The organism is Sphingopyxis sp. Soil_C_28, from assembly GCF_057657055.1.
On the sequence record NZ_JBDGJE010000003.1, the window covers coordinates 133,395 to 154,601 of the forward strand.

The following is a 21,207-nucleotide window of genomic DNA, read 5'->3' on the forward strand; positions in this document are numbered from 1 at the left end:
CCTGATTCGCGTTGACGCGGCACTTATGAAAGCTCAAGTCAGGTTTAGATCAAGAGGAAAGCAAGGAGAGTGGCGGGATGCATCGGACCGACCTGATCGCGATCGGCGAACTGGCGGCGCGCACCGGGGTCGCGGTGTCGGCGATCCGTTTTTACGAGGCGAAGGGGCTGGTCGAGGCCTTGCGCACCGGCGGCGGCCAGCGGCGTTTCCTGCGCGCCGACATCCGCCGCATATCGTTCATCCTCATCGCACAGCAATTGGGGCTTAGTCTTGAGGAGATTGCGGCGGAACTGGTGCGGCTTCCCGCAGGGCGGACGCCGAATGGTGCCGACTGGACGCGGATCAGCACCGGGCTGGGCGCGCGAATCGATGCGCAGATCGCGGCGCTCGAGCGGACGCGCGAATTGCTCGGAAACTGCATCGGCTGCGGTTGCCTCAGTCTCAAGAAATGCGGACTCTACAACCGCGAGGACAAGGCCGCGCAGCGCGGCGCCGGGCCGCGCTATCTGCTCGGCGACCGGTCGGGGGAGATTGCCGAGGTCGGCTAGCCCCCTCTCCCGACGGGAAGCGGGCCAGCGTCAGGTCGCGGCGAGCGTCTCGATCTCGGGGGCACCGGCGAGGCAGGGGCCGAGGCGCGCGCCGATGCTGCGGAAATGATCGGAGGCGCGGTGTGCGTCGAGCGCGTCCTGGTCGTCGTAACATTCGAGCACCTTGTAGGCGCCGGTCTCGCCGGTCTGGAACAGGCGGTAATAGCTGTTGCCCGCTTCGTTCGCGTTCACCGCGGCCGCGAGCTCGGCGAAGATGCCTTCGAATTCCGCTTCCTTGCCGGACTGCACGCGCAGCGTGGCGATCACACCGATGGCACTCATGTCATTCTCCCTTGTCAGGTTTTCAGATCGGGATCGACGGTCCAGCCGTCCTCGACCTGAATGCCGAAGCTGTTCAAGATCATCGATACTTGCGTGTACTGGCCGACGGTCATCACCAGATCCATACGGCCCTTGTCGCCCAGTGGCGCAAGCATGGCCCAGGTCGCGTCGGTGACGAAATGGTCGGCGGCGAGTTCGTCGGTCGCACGCAGCATCGCACGGTCGATGTCGTTCCAGCCCTCTGCGTCGGGACCGGTCTTGATGCGCGCGATCTCGTCTTCGGTCAGCCCGCAGTCGAGGCCGATGCGCTTATGCTGCGTCCATTCATAACCCGAGCGGCAGTTGTAGCCGGTGCGCAGGATGACGAGTTCGCGGTCCCGCGACGAAAGCGCGTTGCGCTTCGAGAGGATATAATTGCCCCAGCCGAGGAAGGCGGTCAGCGCCTTCGGCGCATGGGCAAGGGTGCGGAAGATGTTGAGGATCTTGCCGCCGCCGACCTTGCCCCCATCGGAAGCAAGGAAGGGTTCCAGCGCGGCGCGCTGGTCGGCATCGAGCCGGTCGAGGTCGACCGGCTCGATACGCGGTTTACTTAAGCGCAAATCAGAAGACCTCGAACAGGCCCGCTGCGCCCTGGCCGCCACCGATGCACATTGTGACGACGGCATATTTCACGCCGCGGCGCTTGCCTTCGATCAGCGCGTGGCCGACGCAGCGCGCGCCGGTCATGCCGAACGGGTGGCCGATCGAGATCGAGCCGCCGTTGACGTTTAGCAGCTCGTTCGGGATGCCGAGCGTGTCGCGGCAGTAGAGGACCTGCACGGCAAAGGCTTCGTTGAGTTCCCAGAGGCCGATGTCGTCCATCTTGAGGTCGAAGCGTTCGAGCAGCTTCGGGATTGCGAATACGGGGCCGATGCCCATTTCGTCGGGCTCGGTGCCCGCGACCGCCATGCCGACATAACGGCCGAGCGGCTGGAGGCCCCTCTTCTCGGCGACCTTGGCTTCCATCAGCACCGCGGCCGATGCGCCGTCGGCGAGCTGGCTGGCGTTGCCCGCGGTGATCGAAAAGCCTTCGCCCATGACGGGCTTGAGGCTGAGCAAGCCTTCGAGCGTCGTGTCGGGACGGTTGCACTCGTCCTTGTTCGCGACGACGTCCTGAAAGCTGACTTCCTTCGTTTCCTTGTTCACGACCGCCATGGTCGCGTTGCAGGCGACGATCTCGTCGTCATATTTGCCCGAGGCCTGCGCGGCGGCGGTGCGCTGCTGCGACTGGAACGAATATTCGTCCTGCGCTTCGCGGCTGATATTGTAACGCTTGGCGACGACCTCTGCGGTGCCGATCATCGGCATATAGGTGTCCTTGTGCATCGCGATCAGCTCGGCGTCGGTCTCGATGAACACTTTCCCGCTGCCGCTGACCTTCGAGATCGACTCGATGCCGCCGGCGACGGCGATGTCCTGGCGGTCGACGATGATCTGCTTTGCGGCGGTTGCGATCGTCATCAGGCCCGACGAGCACTGGCGATCGATCGACATACCGGGGACGGTGACGGGCAGACCGGCGCGTAGCGCGATCAGGCGCGCGACGTTCATCGTCTGCGATCCCTGCTGCATCGCGGCGCCGAACACGACGTCGTCGATCTCGCCGCCAGCGACACCGGCGCGCTCGACCGCAGCACGGACCGCATGGGCGCCCAGCGTCGGGGCGAGCGTGTTGTTGAACGAACCGCGTCCCGCCTTGGTCAGCGGGGTGCGGGCGGTGGAAACGATGACGGCGTCACGCATGATGTTGTTCCTCTTCGAAGAGTTTGGCAGATTCTTTGCCGGGGAGGGCGGGGCTCAAACGAAAAACTGGCTGATCCATTCGGCGATCAGCGCGGGCTTTTCCTCGCCCTCGATCTCGACTGAAACTTCATTGGTCTGCTGCCACTGGCCGGGGCGCTTTTCCTCGAGCTCCAGCAGCTTCACATGGCTCCGCACGCGCTTGCCCGAACGCACGGGCGACAGGAAACGGACTTTGTTGCAGCCGTAATTGACGCCCATCTTGACGCCGCCGACCTTGGGGCCGTCGGTGCTCGCGCCGAGCATCGGCATCAGCGACAGCGTCAAAAAGCCGTGCGCGATCGTGCCGCCGAACGGCGTGAGCTTGGCCTTTTCTTCGTCGATATGGATGAACTGGTGATCGCCCGTCGCGTCGGCGAATTTGTTGATCATCTCCTGATCGACAAGCACCCATTCCGACGTGCCGAGATGCTCGCCGACCTTGGTTTGCAGTTCCTGCGGCGTGATGGTGGCCATAATCATCCCCTCAATAGCTGGTTCGGGGCGCGTTCTAGGCCTCTCTTGACGCGTTGCACAAGGGCCAAGCCCCGCAGCCGCGGAGCCGTAGCGTCAGCCGGGCTTCGCTGCCTTTGCCGCGCTTGCCCTCGGCTTCGGAGACTCGGCATAGGGCAGGACCATCGTGCCGTCGGGGGCCGCGGTGAAGGTCGTCTGGGTCGGATAGGCGAACTCATATCCTGCCTTTGCCATCGCCTCGAACAGCCGGATCCCGACGTCGGTACGTGCCGCCGCGACGACATCGAACTCGTCGCTGAAAACGTCGAAGAGCAGCTCGAAATCGAGGCTCGACGGGCCGAAGGCGAGGAAGCTCGAGCGGATGAATTCCTGACCCCCGGCGACAACCTGTTCCTCGAGCAAAGCGGGCAGGTCGCGCAGCATATCGGGCGTCGTCTGATAGATGACGCCGATGTGGAAGGTGATCCGGCGGCGGTGGAGATGCGCGAAATTGGTGATCTCCTTGCTCAGCAAATTGGTGTTCGAGATCACCAGCAATTCGCCGTTGAGCGAGCGCAATCTTGTGCTTTTCAGCCCGATGCGTTCGACGGTGGCGGTGCTCGTGTCATATTTGATCGTCTCACCGACGCGGAACGGCCGGTCGAAGATGATCGACAGCGAAGCAAAGAGATCGGAGAAAATGCCCTGCGCAGCAAGGCCGATTGCGATGCCGCCGATGCCCAGACCGGCGATGAGGCCGGTGACATTGACCCCCATATTGTCGAGGATGACGATCGCCGCAATCGCGAACAACGCGATACTGATCAGCAGACGGATAATCCCCATCGCGTTGCGGAGCGTTTCATTATTCCCCTCCGCCGCGCGGCGCTGGATCAGCCCGAGCACGATCTCGCGCGCCCAGATCGCGACTTGCAGCACGACGGCGACGGTGAAGACGAACTGCATGATCTGCATGATCACCGCGGGCGGCTGCGCATAGCCGGCGACCATGCGGATCGCGATGATCGCGAGTACGGTCGACTTCGTCTTGTGGATCACGCGCCCGGCGATGTGGGTCAACGACATCTCGCCTTCGGCGGATTGCGCGTGCTTGAGTGCAAAACTGCGAACCATCGACAGGACGAAATAGATGAGGAGGCCGGCGCCGATCGCGATGCCGATCTGCAGCCAGTGGCTGTTCACCCACGCAACGCTCATGTCCCAATAGCGCTGCAGGTCGGCGATTGGATCGGTCGCGACAGCTTTTGCGGGCTCGGTTTTCGGGGCGGCGGTGGTCGCGGCGGCGAGTAGAGAGAAAGTCACGTCAGTCCTCTTTTGTCGGATCAGGCGGATTGAAGCAGCACCGCGGCCGCGGGCGCCTGCTCCAGATAGGTCAAAAATCCGCGTTCGTAACGCGAAAGATGACGCGTCGCGCGAGGCAGAGTGCCGACGGAGGATGCAAAATTGTCGCGGGCCTGTGCCGCAGCGAGCATCGCGGGATGCACATAGGCTTTGCGCGCAATCGCGGGGGTATTGCCGAGCCGGTCGGCGACATGTTCGAGCATCGCCTTCAGCGTCGGCGGTTCGGGCGCGTCATAGAGGAAGGAAAAGGCCTCGACGCTCGCCGACCAGGTGCGGAAATGCTTGGCGCTGAAATCGCCGCCCATCGCCTCGCGGATATAAGCGTTCACATCTTCGGACGCGACGGCGCAGACGCCGTCGCCATCGTCATATTGAAAGAGATTCTGGCCGGGCAGATCCTGAAGCCGGCGGACGAGTGTGGTGAGGCTGCGGTCGCTGATCGTCACCTCGCGCTTGGCGCCGCCCTTCGCAATATATTTCAGGCGGAGCGTCTTGCCCGACAGTTTGGCGTGGCGTTGGCGCAGCGTCGTCGCACCGAAACTTTTGTTGGCGGCGACATATTGCTCGTTCCCGACACGGAGTGCGGCAAGGTCGAGCAGGCGCACGACCGCTGCGACGACGCGCTCCGAACACAAGGTCCGGCGGTTCAGATCGCCTTCAAGGCGCGCGCGCAGCAGCGGAAGTGCGTGGCCGAACGCGGCGCAGCGGTCATATTTGTCGGCTTCGCGCGCGACCCGGAACTCGGGATGATACCGATATTGCTTGCGACCGCGCGCATCATATCCGGTCGCGAGGATATGGCCGTTGGGGGCGGGGCAATACCACGCATCCTCATAGGCGGGGGGCAGCGCGATCGCGTTGAGCCGTCGGATTTCGGCCGTGTCGCGGATGATCCGGCCCTTGGGGTCGCGATACCGCCAATCGCCATCGACGCGCTCGCGGCCGATCCCGGGCAGGCTGTCATCGACATGGATGAGGCGGGTGGGCGACATGGGGCATTAGCGCCCCGACGGCGCCGAAGGTTCCCGCGCGATAGAAGGCGACGCGCGATCAGGTCTCGCTGCGGCCGGCGGCGAAGACCGTACGCGGCGCGGCGAGCAGGCGGTCGCCGGCGCGCTGGGCGATCCGCCGCCCCGGGACTTCCAGACCGATATGGAGAAGATGCGACACGGCCAGCGTCAACAGGATGAAGGCCAGAATCCCGACCGGATGGACCCGCGCCGGATCGGCGACGAAAAAAAGTTTGAAGAGGATCCAGAGGAAGAAGTGCGAGAGATAGACCGCATAGCTGATGTCGCCGAGCCATTGCGCGATCCGGCCCGACAGCAAAGGCCGCGCAGCGGTCGAGGCCTGCAGCGCGAGGATGACGATGGCGGTCATGATCAGTGGGACCGCCGCGGGTTGTGATTGAGCGAATATCAGTAGCAGCGTGCCAGCCCCAACAAGGGCGAGCGTGGTGCCGTAAATGATCGTGGCGGCATGGCGCCGCTCGCGCTGCGCGGTCCACCACTGGCACAGCAGGATGCCGATGCCGAATTCGACGAGGCAGCGCAGCAGACCCGTGACGGGAATGTCGTTGCCGATGCTGGTGCGTCCGGCCGCCGCGAACCACCACCCGAGCCCCGCCGCCATCGCGACGACGACAAGGGGAAAGCTCCACGCGCCGATACGCAGTTGCGCCAGCCAGCCCCCGGCGATCGCGAGCAGCAGATAGGCCGCCCATTCGGTCGAGATCGACCAGGCGGGGTCGTTCCACGTCAGCCCGTTGCTGAATCCCCAATTCTGGACCAGCAGATAATGCGCCGGCAGCTGGGCGAAGCTGTAATGCGCGCCGGGGTCGCGCCCGCTGACGAGCAACGCCAGCGCAAACAGCAGCATCGCCGACAATATGGCGATATGGAGCGGAAAGATGCGGGCAAAGCGCCGGACGATGAAGCGTGGCGCGGCGCGGATGCCCTGATCGCGAAACTCGGTGCCATAGGTCCACCACAGCACGAACCCCGACAGCACGAAGAACAGATCGACCGCGAGATAGCCCTCGGCCAGCACCGCAATGACCCGCTCGGGCAGGAAGCCCCCCATCGCGCTGCGGATGTGATAGAGCAGCACCATCAGCGCGGCGAACCCGCGGAGCCCGGTGAGGGTCGGCAGCATCTGCCGCGGCATGGCGGCGGCGCTCATGCGGCGGCCATCGGGCGCGCGATCAGCGGCCGCCATCCCGCTTCTTTCTCGCGGCGGCGGCAATAGGTCGTCAGTCCGATCTCCAATGCCAGCATCATATAGATGAAGGGCTGGAACGCGATGGCGACGAACAGCGACCCGACCAGATAGACGATGTGACCATGTTGCAGCGCGGTCGCCAGCGGCGCGATCCACTGCTCTTCGCCGCGCCGGGTCCGAAGATAGCGCCGCCGGATGCGCTCCATCTGGAACAGGCCCGCGAAATGCAGAAGCAGCCACATCGCGGTTCCGGGGTAACCCTGTTCGCCGAGCATCTCGAAATAGCTCGAATGATAGGCGCGCGATTCTTCTTCATAGACGCTTGCGGTCTCGTTCGGACTGCTCGCCTCCTTTTCGACGCGGACGCGATTTTGCAGGAAGGCGTTGAAGCCGCCGCCCATCGGATTGTCCTTCGCATATTCCCATGTCCACGCCCACACCGCGACGCGCGTCGACGCCGACTGGTCGGACTTATAGCCGCGGATCGTTTCCATCCGGTCGGTGTAGGTTTGCGGCAGGAAGGGAATGGCGGCGACCGCGAGCAATCCCGCGCCCGCAATATAGAGAAAGCGGTGCTTCACCGCGCGCAACGACAGCAAAGCGAGCACGAGGAGGCATATCAGTCCGGTGCGCGCCTGCGTGCCGACGGGCAGCAAGGCACAGGCGAGAACCAGGGCGAAGCAGAAGAGCGACACCATCCAGTCGGGCGGAAAGATCGTCCCGTGCCGCCGGTACCACAGGATCAGAGGGATGATCGATATGGCGACGCACGACATGGTGCTGCCTTCGTACAGGCCGTAATTCTCGTTGAGCAGCAGTTGGAGCGAGCCGTAGCCGCCGCCGCCTGCTGCGGTCTTGATCCCGCCCGCGATCGCGATCGACGCTGCCGACAGCAACAGGATCAGCGCCAGCGCCTCGATCCGCAGCTTGGTCCGCAAGGTCAGCGGCAGGAAGATCGCCCAGACGAGCGCCTTCCACACCCAGCTCCATTTGTCGGCCGCCTCGACCGGAAAGTCGGCGTTGATGGTCGTCATCCAGCAATAGAAGAGGAGCGCCACCAGCAGCGTCTGCCGGCCCGACCAGCGCGTATCGCGTTTGTCGTCGGCCGCGAGCCAGCCGGCGATCGCGAGCCCGAACACGATCAGCGAGATCGGGATCGAGTTGATGAGGAAATAGCTCAAACGCTGCGGCGCGACGATGTCGATGTAGCAAAAGCACAGCACGAACAGGAAAGGCTTGCGAAAGCCGATCCCGATGAAGGCGAAGAGAAAGGCGACGAACGCGATGTCACGCATCGGGGTGGACATCCTCCGCCGCGCGGTCGGCGTCGCGGCGTTGCTGCCATTGCAGGCGCGGGCTGACCTCGCGGTCGAGATCGTCGCGATGGAGCAGGCGCCAGAGCGCGATAGCCAGCAAGACGTGCGTCAGGGCAATGGAAAAATTGTCGACCATGTCCGCTCCCGCTACGCGATCGGGGTTGACGCCGCGTTAAGGCTTGTATGTCAGTGCACTGGCCCATGACACGCATATTGCACGTCCTCGATCATAGCCTGCCCGCGCACAGCGGCTACACCTTTCGCACGCGCGCGCTGATGAAGGCGCAGGCCGCAAAGGGATGGGCGGTCGCGGGCGTCACTGGCGTACGGCATCCCGAGCCCGGCCCGGACGGCGAGACCGTCGACGGGCTGACCTTCTATCGCACCCCGCCGATTGCGCCCGCGCGCGCACCAATCCGTGAATGGCGCGAGATCGGGGCGCTGGCTAAGCGCGTCGAAGCGTTGGTCGAGGAATGGAAGCCCGACCTGCTTCACGCGCATTCGCCCGTGCTCGACGGTCTCGCCGCGCTGCGTGTCGGCAAGCGGCTGGGCATCCCGGTGATCTATGAAATTCGTGCCTTTTGGGAGGATGCCTCGGTCGGCAACGGCACCGGGCGCGAGGGCAGCTTGCGTTATTGGCTGACCCGACAGCTCGAAACCCATGCGGTGAAATCGGCCGATGCGGTCGCGGTGATCTGCGAAGGATTGCGCGGCGACCTGATCGCGCGTGGGATCGACGGGGATAAAATCACCGTGTCACCGAACGGCGTCGATCTGGAGCTGTTCGGCGATCCGACCCCGCGCGACGATGCGCTGGCCGAAACGCTGGGGCTTGCCGCCGACGATGCGGTGATCGGCTATATCGGCAGTTTCTATGATTATGAGGGCATCGACGATCTGATCGCGGCGATGCCCGCGCTCGTCGTGGCGCAGCCGAAGGCGCGGCTGCTGCTCGTCGGCGGCGGGCCGATGGAGGCGGCGTTGAAGGTGCAGGCGGCGGCTTCTCCCGCTGCGGCGCATATCCATTTCGTCGGCCGGGTGCCGCATCAGGAGGTCGAGCGTTATTATTCGCTGATCGATATCCTCGCCTATCCGCGCAAGAAGATGCGGCTGACCGATCTGGTCACGCCGCTGAAGCCACTCGAAGCGATGGCGCAGGGCAAGCTGGTCGCCGCATCCGATGTCGGGGGCCACCGCGAGCTGATCGAAGATGGTGTGACGGGGACGCTGTTCGCGCCCGACGACCCCGCCGCGATTGCCGACGCGCTCGCCAACTTACTGGAAGATCGGGCGATCTGGCCCGAGCGGCGGCAGACGGCACGTATTTTTGTCGAAAGGCATCGTAACTGGTCATCAAACATTTTACGTTACGAACCGGTTTACCAGCAATTGCTGCGCGGCAGTGTTTGACGGCCGCCGCCGGATGTGACGACAGGAACGGTCCGATGGGCCGATGGATTTGGGACGATATGCAAGAGACGAGCGAGAACCGGGCCAAGGCGACAGCGAGCGCGCTGCTGCGCGCGCTCCAGCCCGCGATTCCGGCGGTGATCGGTGCCGCGGCGCTGACCTTTCTGTTCGCTGCGCTGATGCCCTTTTCGTGGGTCGCGGGAATCAGCTGGAACCTCTATCTCGACCGCCTCTCCGATTTCTTCGTGGCGCCGATCGGCAATGGCGGACGGCTCGCGCTGGCGCTGGGCATGTCGGCGGTCGCCGCGATGATCGCAGGCCTTGTCGCGTTGCTGATCGCAAAACCCGAAGCGGCCGGCTTGTCGTCGCTTCGCAACCGTTTCCGCCGCACCTCCCCTGACGTCGAGGGTGACGATGGCGAAGAGATTCTGACGCGCCGCCGCCGCGTCGACCTGCATCCCGACGATCCGCCGCGTCCGCCGATCCGCGCCGGGCGTGACCTGCCGGCCGGGGGGCTGGACGGAAGTGCGATCGTCGAAGCGGGTACATCCGGTTTGTGGCTGGGCGAGTCGGAAGCCGCCGTCGCCAACGACGAACTGGTGCTCGCCGATCTTGCGCCCGAAGACGAATTCGATGGCGACGCGCCCTGGCTGCAGCCCGCCGAAATGACCGCGCCGCTGATGCCCGATCCCGCCGACAAATCGCTCGGCGCGATGGTCGCGCGGTTCGAGGCGGGGCTGACCCGCCGTCGGCAGACAACCCCCGCTTCGACCGCGGCGATCCCGGTGCCCGAAGGCGCCGACGCCGAGGACGAACCCGAGGTCGATTTCGCGCTTGAAGCCGCGCTCAGCACGCTGCAGCGGATGACGCGCCAGTCGGCTGGCTAATCCTCGACCGTCAGGATTTCGATCCGCAGCGCGCCCGGGTCGGCGCCGCATTCGACCACCACATCGGCCACAATATGCCCCGGGAGCGCCCATTCGATCGCGCTGAGCCGGGCGTGCAGGGCGCGGCGCACCATTTCCGTATCGCCCGCGGCGAGCACGCACGGAAACAGATGACGCGCGCCGACAAAACTGGCGCTCGCCCACGGCCGAAAGGTCGAAGCGCCGGGCTCAAGCCCGCGCGGCAATTCGCGGACGAGCAGATGACGGAGCCGCCGATGCGGACAGCCGTGACGGGGCGGCCGGGCGGGCGACCAGCGCATCATGCCCCGGCTCCCGTCTCAAGGTGCTGCCGCACGGCGCGGGTTCGTCGATCACCTTGCGGCGCGACATGGCCGGCATGGCGATCGGCACGCCATTTGTTCATGAAATGTTCCGTGCGACATATCAACCGGCGACCGGGCTCGCGTCCGCCGCGCAAATCGCTGACGAGGCGCGGGTCGCGCACGGCGTCGCGACCGAATACGCTGGGCGGCATGGCCGACTCTTTCAAAAAGGCCTCGATCCGTTGCAGCAGGCTGCGCTCCATAATTTCCTCCCTGATCGCGCTCCCGAACCGGGCGACTCGCCCGATAGGATATTTCCTATCTGATGATCGTTTTCCTACTTGTCTAGGAAAAATCCGTTTGCTAGGGACGAAATAGGAAGGACCAGCCCGGCGACCTCATGACCGATTTCATTCAGGATCCGCGCACTGCGCTCGACAGCCTTTTGAACGACAGGGGCATAGATTATGCGCGCCTGTCGCAGGTGATCGGGCGCAATCCCGCCTATATTCAGCAATATATCAAGCGTGGCTCGCCGCGGCGGCTCGCCGAACAGGATCGCGCGCGTATCGCCGCCTATCTTGGCGTACCGGAAGCGATGCTGGGGGGGCCGGTGCAACGCATTGCAACGCCTGCGCGTGTGCGCGGGCCGGGCATGGTTCTGGTGCCCAAGCTCGCAATCGGGGCTTCTGCGGGTGCGGGCGCGAGCGTCGATGGCGAGGCGGTCGAAGGCGAAGTCGCCTTCGATCCAAAATGGCTGCGCGACCTTGGGGCCGATCCCCGCGCGCTCAGCATCATTCGCGTCGAAGGCGATTCGATGGCGCCGACGCTCGACGATGGCGACGATATATTGGTCGATGGCGGCGATGCGGCGGCGCGACTGCGCGACGGCATCTATGTGCTGCGCATGGACGATGTGCTGATGGTGAAGCGCGTCGCGCGCGCACCGGGGCAGGGTCGGATTTCAGTGATCAGCGACAATCCGCATTATCGCAGCTGGGACGATCTGCCGATGGGATCGGTGCAGCTTGTAGGCCGCGTCGTATGGACGGGCCGGAGGGTGAGATGACCGCTTAACGCGGCGCTGCCATCAGTGCTTCGATCTCATGCTCCAGCACCTCGGCGCGCTGGCATTGGTCCGCCTTGCCGTCGCGGCATTTTTCGGCTGCCTTGTCGCGCTGGCGCGACAGCTTTCCCAGCTCTTCCTCGCGCTTGCGCATTTCGCGGCCGCGGTTGCGATCGGATTCGTCCTGGCTGGTCGTCGACCAGTCGGCAACCTGACCGACAGCCTTAACCGGCGCGGTCACGACGGTCTTCACCGCGCTGATGCAACCGGCGAGCAGCGGGGCGGCCAGCACCGCCAGGATTATAACGCGCATTATTTTCTCCTCGCCGATTTGACGGCCCATCGCATAATCGCCGCGATCTGAACAGGATATTGCGATGGAGTGACGTCGCGCGCGGTCGATGTGTCACATCACTGAAATAAATGGTTAAATTTCTATTTACCAAGTCGCCCTAGGTCGGTGTCCGGACAGGGTGCAGACTGAAGAGAGATCGATGAACGCCATGGGATATGCCTTTACGCCATCGTCGGGCCACGCGTCCGCGATCGGTGCCGATGCGCATATGTCGCAGGTGATCGATCTGTTCCGCGGCAACCCGCAATTGCGCGCGCTTGCCGTCGTCGATGAGGCGGACCGCCCTGTCGGCATCGTCCGCGAACAGCGCGTGCGCGAGCTGCTTTTCTGCCCCTTCTGGTTTTCGTTGATGCAAAATCCGACGATCGGGGGCTCGATCGCCTCGATGATCGAACCTTGCCCGACCGCTGATGTCGCGTGTTCGACGACCGACTTGCTGCGTATCGCGACGCAATCGCCGGGGCAGCAGGAACTGATCCTCGTCAACGCGGGCCGGTTCGTCGAAACGCTCGACAGTGGCCAACTCGCGAAACTGGCCATGCTGCGCGAAGTCGAGCTGGCGCAGGAACGCGCGGCACGGACGACGCATATCGACGACGCCGGGCGGCAATTCCAGCAGGAGATAACGACACTGACCGCCGCGCTGTCGGAGATGGCGCGCAAGGTCGAGGCGGTCGCGGGCACGCTGTCCGAACGCGCCGGTCAGACGGGGCGTGATGCGGTGACGGTCGCCGGCGCCACGGCGCAAACGCTGGCGGGGCTGCACGAGCTTGGCGATCGCGGGCATGCGCTGGCCGCAACGATGGCAAAGATCGTCGACGACGGATCGCGCGCCCGGGTCGTGCGGGGCGAGGCGTATCTGAAGGTGAAGCAGGCGAGCGAGCGCGCGATGGCGTTGAAGGCCGCGAGCCAGTCGATCGAACAGATGCTCGCGCTGATTATCGACATGGCGAGCCGCACCAACATGCTCGCACTCAATGCGGGGATCGAGGCGGCGCGGGCGGGCGATGCGGGCCGCGGCTTTGCCGTCGTCGCATCGGAGGTCAAGACGCTGGCCAGTCAGACGCGGTCGGCGGCGGGCGACATCACCCAATATGTCGATCGGATCCGCGACATCGTAGGACAGGTCGCGGCAGGCTTTTTCGAAGTCGAGAAGGCGATCGATGCGAACAACGGCTTTTCCGATGCCATCGACCGCGCGGTCGATGGACAGAGCACGACGACATTGATGATCGCGAGCTATGTCGAGCAAGCTGTATCGGCCGGACGGGAGATCGACGTTCGGGTGCGGGAAATAGGGCATGGTGCGACGGCGGTGGGCGATGGCGCGCAGGCGCTGGGTCAATTGTCCGCCGGACTGACCGAGGCGGCGCTGTCGCTGCATCAGCGCGCCCGACATTTCGTCGAAGCGGTGGCCGTCGCCTGAATTTCCCTCCTCGCGCAAAGACTTGCCCGGTGGCGCAGCCCTGATAGGATGCCGTTTGCGCCGGGGGCGTCCGTGACCACCGGTGGGGAGGAGGGTCATCATGACCAATATGCAAAAGGGCCTCGCCGAGTTCATCGGCACATTCTGGCTTGTCTTTGGCGGTTGCGGCAGCGCGGTGCTTGCTGCGGCGTTCCCCGATGTCGGCATCGGATTGCTCGGCGTGTCGCTCGCTTTCGGCCTGACGGTCGTCACCATGGCCTATGCGATCGGCCATATTTCGGGCTGTCACCTCAATCCGGCGGTCACCGTCGGGCTGTGGGCCGGCGGGCGTTTCGATGCGCGCGACATCCCGCTCTATGTCATCGCGCAGGTTCTGGGCGCGATCGTCGCGGCCTTTCTGCTCTTTTACGTCGCGAGTGGCAGTCCGGCCTATGATCTCGCAACCAAGGGCCTTGCCGCCAACGGATTCGGTGCGGGCTCGCCTGGCGGATACGACATCTGGTCGGGCTTCATTATCGAGATCGTGCTGACTGCTTTCTTCCTGTGGATCATCATGGGTTCGACCGATGGCCGCGCGCCCGCGGGCTTTGCGCCGATCGCGATCGGCCTCGCGCTCACGCTCATCCATCTGATCTCGATCCCGGTGACCAACACCTCGGTCAATCCGGCGCGCAGCACGGGGCCGGCGCTCGTCGTCGGCGGCATCGCGTTGCAACAGCTGTGGCTGTTCTGGGTTGCTCCGCTGATCGGCGGCGCGGTCGGCGGCCTGCTCTACAAGACGCTGGGGGCCGACACCTTCCCGAAGCCGAATATCGAGGGCGAGTAATGGCGGATCCGGCGGGGGCTTGAAGCCTCCGCCGGTCCTATTTCAGCAAGTCGATCGCGAAGGCGCGGACTTCGGCTGCGATATCGGGACGTTCGAGCGCGACCGCGAGATTGGCCTGGATATATCCGGCCTTCGATCCGCAGTCATAGCGTGCACCGTCGAAGGTCACGGCGTGGAACGGCTGGTTGCCGATCATCGTTGCCATCGCGTCGGTGAGCTGGATTTCACCGCCGGCGCCTTTTTCCTGGCCTTCGAGCACGCGCATCACTTCGGGCTGGAGGATATAGCGGCCCGAGATGATCAGGTTCGACGGCGCGGCATCGACCGATGGCTTTTCGACAAGGCCGGTCACTTCGGTCAGTGCGCCGTCGCGCGCGCCCGGCGCGATCACGCCATAGCTCGATACCTGTTCGCGCGGGATTTCGAGGACCGAGATCAGATTGCCGCCGACCTTGTGATAGGCGTCGACCATCTGCTTCATGCAGCCCGGCGATCCGTGCATGAATTCGTCGGGCAGGAAGATGGCGAAGGGTTCGTCGCCGACGATGTCGCGCGCGCACCAGATGGCGTGCCCCAGGCCCAGCGGCTCCTGCTGCCGGACATAGGCGCAGGCACCCGGCCCGAGCCGCGTCGGTTCGAGCACCGACAGATCCTTGCCGCGTTCGGACATCGTCTTTTCGAGTTCGAAGGCGACGTCGAAATGGTCCTCGATCGCGCTCTTGCCGCGGCCGGTCACGAAGATCATCTGCTCGATTCCCGCCTCGCGCGCCTCGTCGACCGCATATTGGATGAGCGGCCGATCAACGATCGGCAGCATCTCCTTGGGGATCGCCTTGGTCGCAGGCAGGAAGCGGGTGCCAAGGCCGGCAACCGGAAAGACGGCTTTACGGATCGGTTTCATGGGCGAAGGCCTAGCTGTGAACGTCGGTCAAGAAAAGGGCGACGACATGTTGCTGCCGCTTATTGCGGCGTAACGATCACAACGACGCGCCGGTTGTCCTGGCGTCCTTCGACGGTGTCGTTGCTCGACATCGGCACCGCTTCGCCGCGCCCGACGATCTGGTCCGGCGTCAAGCGCATCCCCCCGGCCTGGAGCGGAACTGCGACAGACTGCGCGCGCGCTTGCGACAGGGCCAGATTATAGGCCGATGCGCCGGTCGAATCGCTATGGCCTTCGACCCGCGCGGTGGCGATGCCAACCGACGTGAGGTTGCGCGCGAGTTCCGCGATGCGGACGCGCTGTTCGGGCTGGATGGTACTCTCGTTCGACGCAAAAAGCAGCCGTTCGTTGAACGTCAGTTCCCATCCCGTACCGGCTTCGACAAAGCCTTCGCTCTTCAGCGCCGCGATTTGCGCGGGCGTGAAGCCGGTCGGCGCGGGCACGCTCTGGCACGCGGCGAGCATGGCGGCAAAGACGGTCAGGAGTATGAACCTGATCGAGCGAGGAGGATTGAGGGTCACGGCGTTTCTCCGCTGGTCATTGTCTGGAACGGTTGGTCAGTTTGTCGGTGTACATCGCCGCATCGGCGGCGGTCAGCAGGGCGGTGGCGTCGCTGCCATTGTCGGGAAATATCGCGATCCCCACGCTTACCGCGGCGCGATAGGTCTCGCCGCCCGGCAGCACGATCGGTTCGGCAACGCTGGCGCGAATAAGGCTTGCCAGCGTTTCGGGATGGGCTTCGCCGTCGAGCTCGATGATGACGATGAATTCGTCGCCGCCGATGCGGGCGGCAAAGTCATCCTTGCGCAGCGTGTCCTTGATCCGCCCCGACAGCGTGACGAGCACGGCATCTCCTGCGGCATGACCGAAATTGTCGTTCGCTGCCTTGAAATTGTCGGCGTCGATGAACAGAAGCGCAAAGCGGCCCTCCCGATCTTTCGCCGCCGCGATGCGCTGTGCGAGCTGCTCGTCGAAGGCGTCGCGGTTCGGCATCGCCGTCAGCGTGTCGTGCGATGCACGGTGGGCGAGCATGGCGCGTTCGCTTTCCATAGTCCCCTGCCAGCCTTGCAATTCGTCGAGCAGCGCATTGATGTCGCCGCCCAGCCGATCGAGCTCGGCAATGCCAAGCGGCTGCACCCGTTTGTCGAACCGGCGGTGCAAGCGCACATCGTGCGCCACGGTCGCGATCTCGTTGAGCGGCTTTACCAGTTCATATTCGAACCGCCGGGCGAGGAAAATCGTGCCAAACGCGGTGATCAGCAGGCACCCGAGCCCCGCGAGCAGGCCAATGCGAACATAGTCGATCAATGTCGAACTATCTCCCCACACTTCGATCGTCCCGATGGCGGATCCGTTGCGCTGGACCGTCACGGCAAAGGGACGGGGGAAAAAGATACGGGTGAGCAGCGGCGCCGGATCTGCAGCGGGCGAAGTCCATTGGGTTACGGGGCGCCCGACATCGTTGAGCACGCGCAACCGGGCAATGCCGGGAATCCGGGTCAGCGGCTCGAGCCCCTCGCGGACCGCCTGGGGATCGTTGAATACCAGCGCCGGCTCGACGCCATAGGCACCCAGTTGCGCCGCGAGTTCCATATTGCGGTCGGCATAGCCACGCAGTGCGGTGACCCCGGCGAGCAGGATGGTCAGGCCGGACAGTGCGACCGCGAACAGGGTGATGCCGAAGTGAAAGCGCGACAGCAGTTTTTGCAGCGTCGTGCGCGCGCCGATCCGTTCGACCGGAGGGTTGGGGGTCTGGATGGTCATGACCCCCCCCCCTCGCCGCCGCCGATGCGCAGAACGCGCGGGTCGATCCGCAGCGGGCCCCGACCGATGGCGTCGATATTGACCGAAAAGCTGATGCTCGCCACCCTGTTGTTCAGGCAGAACATCGCGCCATAGATGCATGCGGCGTCGTCATCGGTAATGGTCAGGATCGGGCGTCCGCGTACCCAGGCGATAAGCTGTCGGCGGTCGGCGACGGGCATCCGGCCGAGGAACAATATGTCGCAATCGGGCGTGACCGCAGCGGCCGTCATCCGGCGGACCGTGATCGAGCCCGGCCCCGGAACGTCAGGTGCCATGCGATCGGTCAACCGGGGTGCGCCGATCACGCACATCGTACGCCCGGCCGCCGGCGAGCTGCCCGGCCATCGGGCATAGCTGACGATGCCGCCGATCATCCGGTTGACGGCGCGCGTCATTCCCCCGGAACCGTCTTCGACGGCCGTCTGGCTTGCGGCCTGAACCGACATCTGCGGTGTCGTGACCAACGTGCCAATCAGAAAAAGCGATGCCAGCACCGGCAACGACCCCCAATTGCGTTACAGGGGCTATCCTGCCCCAGCGAAGGCGCGTCCGCTAGTCAAAACAATTGGAAAGTCAATGAAAAGTGACGTCATGCAGCCATATTGCAACGGCGGCCGTATGACTCACCGGTCTTCTATTCCGGACGCAAACGGTCACTGAACCCCTTGCGTAGTTTAGCGAGCTTCGGCGGGATAACAGCCATGCAATAGGGATTGCGCTGACCCTCGCCGTCCCAATAGGCCTGATGATAATCTTCGGCCGGATACCAGTCGGACGCGGTTTCGATCGTGGTAACGACCGGCGCCGGCCAGTCGGCCGCAGCGCGTTCGATAGCGGCGCGGGCGGCGTCGCCCTGCGCCGCGTCGAGCGGGAAGATCGCGCTGCGATACTGGGTGCCAATGTCGTTGCCCTGGCGGTTGAGCGTCGTCGGATCGTGCGTCGCGAAATGGACGTCGAGCAGATCGTCATAGCTGATGACAGCGGGGTCGAAGGTGATACGGATCGCCTCGGCATGGCCGGTGTCGCCGCTGCAGACCTGCTTATAAGTGGGGTTGACGACGCTGCCGCCGATATAACCGCTTTCGACGCCATCGACACCGCTCAGCGACTGGAACACGGCTTCGGTGCACCAGAAGCAGCCTCCGGCGAAAATGGCGGTTTCACGGGTCATGGTGTCTATCCTTGTCGGGGGCAAATGGCGTGTCCCCAAAATAGGATGCACGCCGCGCTATTCCAAGGGCGGCAGTGCGTCGATCAGCGAAGGACGCGCGGACGCATCGGCGGCGCGCGCCGTCCGCATCGCGGCCATTTCGGATTCGATCGCGGCGATGCGTTCGCTGCGCGGCGGGTGCGACGCCGCGCGAATCAACGGTCGCTTGTGTCGTTCCCAGAAACGGATCGCGGCGGCGGGGTCGTAGCCCGCGTCCGCCATCAGCCACACCGACAGCCGGTCGGCCTCGAACTCGGTCTCGCGGATGCGGGCTGCGGACCTGTCTCCCGCCAGCCGGTCGCGGTGGCGCAGGATGTTGTGGGCCAGCTCGTGCGCGACCACGGCCGCGAACTCTTCATCGGCGGTGATCGACTGCGCCAGATTCAGGGTCACGCGCACCAATATCCCGTTGGCGGCCGCCTGAGCGCCGCGAAGTTCGATGCGAAACGCACTGGCGCACCCCGGCGCGGCAGCCAGCCGGTAGAGGCGTCCCTCGGTGTCGGTGACCGTCCATGGCGCGGCGGGATCGAGCGTATAGAGCCTCACAATGGCGGTATCGATCCGGATCGTCGGCCCCTCGTCGGGTGTCGAAACCGCTTCGCCATTGATCGCCGCGATACGCGTGCCGCGCGCCAGCCCGGCGCGTTCGGCCGGCGAACCGGGCGCGATAGCGGAAATGAACGGCCCATCGGCGGCGGCATAGGTCTTGCTGGCTGCGGTGCGGTCGCCCGGCTTGAAGCGACGGAGATCGCCGAGAATCCAGCCCGGCTGCGGCGTCGTCTGGGGGCACCAGCGTGCACTCGCCGTCGTCAGCCGGTAGCCGATGGCGGCGAGGCGCGCCTCTTGCTGCGCGAGGGCCGAATAATAAGCCGGGCGGTCGCCGTTTGCCGCCACTGGCGCCGCCAATAGTGCAAGCATAGAAGCCATGATGAGGACGGCGAAATTTCGCATGCCGGCCTGTTACCAAGCGCACCCTGTCGAGGCTATGAAATTTGCCCGACTTGCCATCCGGCCCCTCTTGCCTATCGCCGGGCAAGCGCCGATAGGGCGGCGATGACCGAGGTTTCTACCAAATCCGCCGTTAAGCGCGCCGTCGGCGGACCTCGCCCTGCGGCGCTCGTACGCTGGCTTTGGGCGGTCGCACTGCTGGTCATCGCGGTCGTCGCGGTCGGCGGCATCACCCGCCTGACCGAATCGGGGCTTTCGATCACCGAATGGCGCCCTGTTTCGGGCGTTCTGCCGCCGCTGAACGAGGCCGACTGGATCAGGGAATTCGAGAAGTACAAGCAGATCCCCGAATATAGAGAGATCAACCTTGGCATGACGCTTGCCGGGTTCAAGGCGATCTTTTTCTGGGAATGGCTGCACCGCATCCTCGGCCGCGTGGTCGGCATGGCGCTGGTTCTCCCGTTGATCTGGTACGCTTGGCGCCGTGCGATTCCGGTCGGCTATGGCTGGCGCCTGCTCGCGCTTGCCGCGCTGGTCGGGCTGCAGGGCGCGATCGGCTGGTGGATGGTCGCCTCGGGCCTCGAATATCGCACCGACGTCAGCCATTTCCGCCTCGCGACGCATCTGCTCACCGCGCTGTTCCTGCTCGCCGGCCTGGTCTGGACCGCGCGCGATCTTGGCGCGCTGGCGCATGATCCATCGGCGCGCCCGGCGCGCCTGACCCGAACCGCGGTCGGCGTCATCGCGATCCTGTTCGTCCAGTTACTGCTGGGCGCATGGGTTGCAGGACTCAATGCCGGCTATGTCGCGAGCACATGGCCGTTGATGAACGATCATCTGGTGCCCGAAGGCATCGACTGGGCGGGCGGCGCCTGGGCCGCGCTGACCAACGATCCCTTTCTGATCCATTTCCTCCATCGCTGGTGGTCGTGGGTCGCCGCGTGCGCGCTGCTCCTGCTGGCGCGAACTTTGTCGCGGCGCGGCGCGCGCGGTGAGGCGCGGCTGCTCGTCGCGGTTGTTGCGGCGCAGATGCTGCTGGGCATCTGGACCGTCGTGTCGGGCGTTTCGATGTGGGTGGCGGTGATGCATCAGGTCGTGGGTGCGATCCTGGTCGCCGTTGCCGCGTCGGCGCTGCACCGGCTGGGCGGTCGCCCGCTATGATCGCCGCCGGCGGCCTCGGCGCGCTGTTGTTGCTGGCCGCACAGTCGCTGCCGCCCGCGACGGCGGAAGAAGTCCCCGTCGCCGCAAATGCGCAAATCGGGTTTGCGCCGCCGGTCGGGATGCCGATGGCCTATCGTGTGACGACGCGCCGCATCGGCCGCGATGGATCGCTGATTAATTTCTCACTCGACTATGCCTTGCAATGGCAGCGCCTCGGCCGGGGGTATCGGCTCGAAGCGGTGCTGCAGCGGATCGATTCCGATGCCCGCCCGGAAGTCATGCGCGCGCTGACGATGATGCTTCAGCCGCTGGTCGGCGAAGCGATGGCCTATCTCGTCGCGCCCGACGGGAGCCGTATCGACCTGGTCGATCCCGAGCAATTATGGGCGCGGGTGACGGCGCGGATCGAGGCGACGGGGGCGGCCGCAGGACGGCCCGAAGCGAAGCAGCTGGCGCAGCTGATCGCCGCGCTTCCCGCTGCCGAACGCGACCGGCTGGCGACTGCCGATATCCGCGCGCTGGTCGCGCCCGCGAATGACGCCATCCCGGCGAGGGTGCCCGACGATGGCGCCAGCGTGTCGATGATGCACGATGGCGCGCAGCAGACGATCGCCAGGGTCGAGCACGAGACTACGGCCATTGGCGGGAAGCCCCAACAGCTCGAAATCGACAATCTGTGGACCATCGACACTGCCACCGGACTGGTGTTGCGCGAGCAGCGGCAGAGCTGGATCGTCGAGGCGGACGGCGCCGGACGGACCCTCGTCGAAGAGCGGGTACGGGCGCTGGATCTCGCTCCGCAAAGCTGAAG

26 protein-coding genes are annotated in these 21,207 nt (G+C 64.9%); 8 read left to right on the plus strand and 18 right to left on the minus strand.

Annotated features, from left to right (window positions below):
* Positions 1–77 precede the first annotated feature (77 nt).
* Positions 78–548: a redox-sensitive transcriptional activator SoxR gene (gene soxR, locus AC3A43_RS14070; protein ID WP_487793181.1), complete on the plus strand. Its 471-nt coding sequence runs from the start codon at positions 78–80 to the stop codon at positions 546–548.
* 30 nt (positions 549–578) lie between these two features.
* Here the strand turns inward: soxR and AC3A43_RS14075 are convergent, their stop codons facing one another.
* From AC3A43_RS14075 to AC3A43_RS14115, 9 genes are all read right to left on the minus strand, one after another.
* Positions 579–869, minus strand: a complete 291-nt coding sequence (locus AC3A43_RS14075) for a putative quinol monooxygenase (protein WP_487793182.1) — start codon at positions 867–869, stop codon at positions 579–581.
* 14 nt (positions 870–883) lie between these two features.
* Positions 884–1,468 (minus strand): carboxymuconolactone decarboxylase family protein, encoded by a 585-nt coding sequence (locus AC3A43_RS14080; RefSeq protein ID WP_487793183.1) that lies wholly within the window; start codon positions 1,466–1,468, stop codon positions 884–886.
* A gap of 1 nt (position 1,469) precedes the next feature.
* A complete protein-coding gene (locus AC3A43_RS14085) occupies positions 1,470–2,651 on the minus strand; it encodes an acetyl-CoA C-acyltransferase (RefSeq protein ID WP_487793184.1) in 1,182 nt (393 codons plus the stop codon).
* Between the two features lie 54 nt (positions 2,652–2,705).
* Entirely contained in the window at positions 2,706–3,164 is a 459-nt protein-coding gene (locus AC3A43_RS14090) for a MaoC family dehydratase (protein WP_487793185.1), read from the minus strand.
* A gap of 93 nt (positions 3,165–3,257) precedes the next feature.
* Positions 3,258–4,358 carry a mechanosensitive ion channel family protein gene (locus tag AC3A43_RS14095; RefSeq protein WP_487793767.1) on the minus strand — a complete coding sequence of 367 codons (1,101 nt, stop codon included), beginning with the start codon at positions 4,356–4,358 and terminating at the stop codon, positions 3,258–3,260.
* Positions 4,359–4,483: 125 nt separating this feature from the next.
* Entirely contained in the window at positions 4,484–5,494 is a 1,011-nt protein-coding gene (locus AC3A43_RS14100; protein ID WP_487793186.1) for a DNA topoisomerase IB, read from the minus strand.
* A gap of 58 nt (positions 5,495–5,552) precedes the next feature.
* Positions 5,553–6,719 carry an acyltransferase family protein gene (locus AC3A43_RS14105; protein ID WP_487793187.1) on the minus strand — a complete coding sequence of 389 codons (1,167 nt, stop codon included), beginning with the start codon at positions 6,717–6,719 and terminating at the stop codon, positions 5,553–5,555.
* Positions 6,680–8,017 (minus strand): putative O-glycosylation ligase, exosortase A system-associated, encoded by a 1,338-nt coding sequence (locus AC3A43_RS14110; protein WP_487793188.1) that lies wholly within the window; start codon positions 8,015–8,017, stop codon positions 6,680–6,682. The genes AC3A43_RS14105 and AC3A43_RS14110 overlap by 40 nt, the downstream gene beginning before the upstream one ends.
* Entirely contained in the window at positions 8,010–8,174 is a 165-nt protein-coding gene (locus tag AC3A43_RS14115; RefSeq protein ID WP_487793189.1) for a hypothetical protein, read from the minus strand. The genes AC3A43_RS14110 and AC3A43_RS14115 overlap by 8 nt, the downstream gene beginning before the upstream one ends.
* Before the next feature lie 65 nt (positions 8,175–8,239).
* Between AC3A43_RS14115 and AC3A43_RS14120 the strand changes: the two genes are divergently transcribed.
* Positions 8,240–9,448 (plus strand): TIGR04063 family PEP-CTERM/XrtA system glycosyltransferase, encoded by a 1,209-nt coding sequence (locus tag AC3A43_RS14120; protein ID WP_487793190.1) that lies wholly within the window; start codon positions 8,240–8,242, stop codon positions 9,446–9,448.
* 35 nt (positions 9,449–9,483) lie between these two features.
* The gene (locus tag AC3A43_RS14125; RefSeq protein WP_487793191.1) at positions 9,484–10,335 is read left to right on the plus strand and encodes a hypothetical protein; all 852 of its coding nucleotides are present in this window, start codon (positions 9,484–9,486) and stop codon (positions 10,333–10,335) included.
* On the opposite strand, the gene AC3A43_RS14130 is transcribed toward AC3A43_RS14125, so the two are convergent.
* Both AC3A43_RS14130 and AC3A43_RS14135 read right to left on the minus strand, forming a co-directional pair.
* Complete coding sequence (locus AC3A43_RS14130) at positions 10,332–10,658, minus strand: hypothetical protein (RefSeq protein ID WP_487793192.1); 327 nt, start codon at positions 10,656–10,658, stop codon at positions 10,332–10,334. The two genes, AC3A43_RS14125 and AC3A43_RS14130, sit on opposite strands and share 4 nt — an antisense overlap.
* On the minus strand, positions 10,655–10,921 hold the full coding sequence (locus AC3A43_RS14135; RefSeq protein WP_487793193.1) for a hypothetical protein: 267 nt from the start codon (positions 10,919–10,921) through the stop codon (positions 10,655–10,657). The genes AC3A43_RS14130 and AC3A43_RS14135 overlap by 4 nt, the downstream gene beginning before the upstream one ends.
* A gap of 137 nt (positions 10,922–11,058) precedes the next feature.
* Here AC3A43_RS14135 and AC3A43_RS14140 point away from each other — a divergent pair, with 137 nt between their 5' ends.
* A complete protein-coding gene (locus AC3A43_RS14140; protein WP_487793194.1) occupies positions 11,059–11,727 on the plus strand; it encodes a S24 family peptidase in 669 nt (222 codons plus the stop codon).
* A 4-nt stretch (positions 11,728–11,731) separates the two neighbouring features.
* On the opposite strand, the gene AC3A43_RS14145 is transcribed toward AC3A43_RS14140, so the two are convergent.
* A complete protein-coding gene (locus AC3A43_RS14145; protein ID WP_487793195.1) occupies positions 11,732–12,037 on the minus strand; it encodes a hypothetical protein in 306 nt (101 codons plus the stop codon).
* Positions 12,038–12,218: 181 nt separating this feature from the next.
* Between AC3A43_RS14145 and AC3A43_RS14150 the strand changes: the two genes are divergently transcribed.
* Both AC3A43_RS14150 and aqpZ read left to right on the plus strand, forming a co-directional pair.
* A complete protein-coding gene (locus AC3A43_RS14150) occupies positions 12,219–13,505 on the plus strand; it encodes a methyl-accepting chemotaxis protein (RefSeq protein WP_487793196.1) in 1,287 nt (428 codons plus the stop codon).
* A 100-nt stretch (positions 13,506–13,605) separates the two neighbouring features.
* Positions 13,606–14,331, plus strand: coding sequence for an aquaporin Z (gene aqpZ, locus AC3A43_RS14155; protein ID WP_487793197.1), 726 nt, complete (start codon positions 13,606–13,608; stop codon positions 14,329–14,331).
* A 37-nt stretch (positions 14,332–14,368) separates the two neighbouring features.
* Here the strand turns inward: aqpZ and galU are convergent, their stop codons facing one another.
* From galU to AC3A43_RS14185, 6 genes are all read right to left on the minus strand, one after another.
* A complete protein-coding gene (gene galU / locus AC3A43_RS14160; RefSeq protein ID WP_487793198.1) occupies positions 14,369–15,232 on the minus strand; it encodes a UTP--glucose-1-phosphate uridylyltransferase GalU in 864 nt (287 codons plus the stop codon).
* Between the two features lie 59 nt (positions 15,233–15,291).
* Positions 15,292–15,792, minus strand: a complete 501-nt coding sequence (gene yfiB / locus AC3A43_RS14165; protein WP_487793199.1) for an outer membrane lipoprotein YfiB — start codon at positions 15,790–15,792, stop codon at positions 15,292–15,294.
* A 16-nt stretch (positions 15,793–15,808) separates the two neighbouring features.
* Positions 15,809–17,035, minus strand: coding sequence for a diguanylate cyclase DgcN/YfiN (dgcN, locus tag AC3A43_RS14170; RefSeq protein WP_487793200.1), 1,227 nt, complete (start codon positions 17,033–17,035; stop codon positions 15,809–15,811).
* Positions 17,032–17,571: a regulatory sequestration protein YfiR gene (gene yfiR / locus AC3A43_RS14175; protein WP_487793201.1), complete on the minus strand. Its 540-nt coding sequence runs from the start codon at positions 17,569–17,571 to the stop codon at positions 17,032–17,034. The genes dgcN and yfiR overlap by 4 nt, the downstream gene beginning before the upstream one ends.
* Before the next feature lie 140 nt (positions 17,572–17,711).
* Positions 17,712–18,248, minus strand: coding sequence for a peptide-methionine (S)-S-oxide reductase MsrA (gene msrA, locus AC3A43_RS14180; RefSeq protein WP_487793202.1), 537 nt, complete (start codon positions 18,246–18,248; stop codon positions 17,712–17,714).
* Between the two features lie 57 nt (positions 18,249–18,305).
* Entirely contained in the window at positions 18,306–19,238 is a 933-nt protein-coding gene (locus AC3A43_RS14185; protein ID WP_487793203.1) for a M48 family metalloprotease, read from the minus strand.
* A 102-nt stretch (positions 19,239–19,340) separates the two neighbouring features.
* Here AC3A43_RS14185 and AC3A43_RS14190 point away from each other — a divergent pair, with 102 nt between their 5' ends.
* Both AC3A43_RS14190 and AC3A43_RS14195 read left to right on the plus strand, forming a co-directional pair.
* A complete protein-coding gene (locus AC3A43_RS14190) occupies positions 19,341–20,396 on the plus strand; it encodes a COX15/CtaA family protein (protein WP_487793204.1) in 1,056 nt (351 codons plus the stop codon).
* Positions 20,393–21,205: a hypothetical protein gene (locus AC3A43_RS14195; RefSeq protein WP_487793205.1), complete on the plus strand. Its 813-nt coding sequence runs from the start codon at positions 20,393–20,395 to the stop codon at positions 21,203–21,205. The genes AC3A43_RS14190 and AC3A43_RS14195 overlap by 4 nt, the downstream gene beginning before the upstream one ends.
* Positions 21,206–21,207 lie beyond the last annotated feature (2 nt).

Bases quoted from the DNA above. Each gene is read 5' to 3' on its own strand.
- soxR (WP_487793181.1), top strand. From the start codon at position 78: ATGCATCGGACCGACCTGATCGCGATCGGCGAACTGGCGGCGCGCACC.
- AC3A43_RS14075 (WP_487793182.1), bottom strand. From the start codon at position 869: ATGAGTGCCATCGGTGTGATCGCCACGCTGCGCGTGCAGTCCGGCAAG.
- AC3A43_RS14085 (WP_487793184.1), bottom strand. From the start codon at position 2,651: ATGCGTGACGCCGTCATCGTTTCCACCGCCCGCACCCCGCTGACCAAG.
- AC3A43_RS14090 (WP_487793185.1), bottom strand. From the start codon at position 3,164: ATGGCCACCATCACGCCGCAGGAACTGCAAACCAAGGTCGGCGAGCAT.
- AC3A43_RS14095 (WP_487793767.1), bottom strand. From the start codon at position 4,358: ATGAGCGTTGCGTGGGTGAACAGCCACTGGCTGCAGATCGGCATCGCG.
- AC3A43_RS14100 (WP_487793186.1), bottom strand. From the start codon at position 5,494: ATGTCGCCCACCCGCCTCATCCATGTCGATGACAGCCTGCCCGGGATC.
- AC3A43_RS14105 (WP_487793187.1), bottom strand. From the start codon at position 6,719: ATGGCGGCCGCTGATCGCGCGCCCGATGGCCGCCGCATGAGCGCCGCC.
- AC3A43_RS14110 (WP_487793188.1), bottom strand. From the start codon at position 8,017: ATGCGTGACATCGCGTTCGTCGCCTTTCTCTTCGCCTTCATCGGGATC.
- AC3A43_RS14115 (WP_487793189.1), bottom strand. From the start codon at position 8,174: ATGGTCGACAATTTTTCCATTGCCCTGACGCACGTCTTGCTGGCTATC.
- AC3A43_RS14120 (WP_487793190.1), top strand. From the start codon at position 8,240: ATGACACGCATATTGCACGTCCTCGATCATAGCCTGCCCGCGCACAGC.
- AC3A43_RS14125 (WP_487793191.1), top strand. From the start codon at position 9,484: ATGGGCCGATGGATTTGGGACGATATGCAAGAGACGAGCGAGAACCGG.
- AC3A43_RS14130 (WP_487793192.1), bottom strand. From the start codon at position 10,658: ATGATGCGCTGGTCGCCCGCCCGGCCGCCCCGTCACGGCTGTCCGCAT.
- AC3A43_RS14135 (WP_487793193.1), bottom strand. From the start codon at position 10,921: ATGGAGCGCAGCCTGCTGCAACGGATCGAGGCCTTTTTGAAAGAGTCG.
- AC3A43_RS14140 (WP_487793194.1), top strand. From the start codon at position 11,059: ATGACCGATTTCATTCAGGATCCGCGCACTGCGCTCGACAGCCTTTTG.
- AC3A43_RS14145 (WP_487793195.1), bottom strand. From the start codon at position 12,037: ATGCGCGTTATAATCCTGGCGGTGCTGGCCGCCCCGCTGCTCGCCGGT.
- AC3A43_RS14150 (WP_487793196.1), top strand. From the start codon at position 12,219: ATGAACGCCATGGGATATGCCTTTACGCCATCGTCGGGCCACGCGTCC.
- aqpZ (WP_487793197.1), top strand. From the start codon at position 13,606: ATGACCAATATGCAAAAGGGCCTCGCCGAGTTCATCGGCACATTCTGG.
- galU (WP_487793198.1), bottom strand. From the start codon at position 15,232: ATGAAACCGATCCGTAAAGCCGTCTTTCCGGTTGCCGGCCTTGGCACC.
- dgcN (WP_487793200.1), bottom strand. From the start codon at position 17,035: ATGACCATCCAGACCCCCAACCCTCCGGTCGAACGGATCGGCGCGCGC.
- msrA (WP_487793202.1), bottom strand. From the start codon at position 18,248: ATGACCCGTGAAACCGCCATTTTCGCCGGAGGCTGCTTCTGGTGCACC.
- AC3A43_RS14185 (WP_487793203.1), bottom strand. From the start codon at position 19,238: ATGCGAAATTTCGCCGTCCTCATCATGGCTTCTATGCTTGCACTATTG.
- AC3A43_RS14190 (WP_487793204.1), top strand. From the start codon at position 19,341: ATGACCGAGGTTTCTACCAAATCCGCCGTTAAGCGCGCCGTCGGCGGA.
- AC3A43_RS14195 (WP_487793205.1), top strand. From the start codon at position 20,393: ATGATCGCCGCCGGCGGCCTCGGCGCGCTGTTGTTGCTGGCCGCACAG.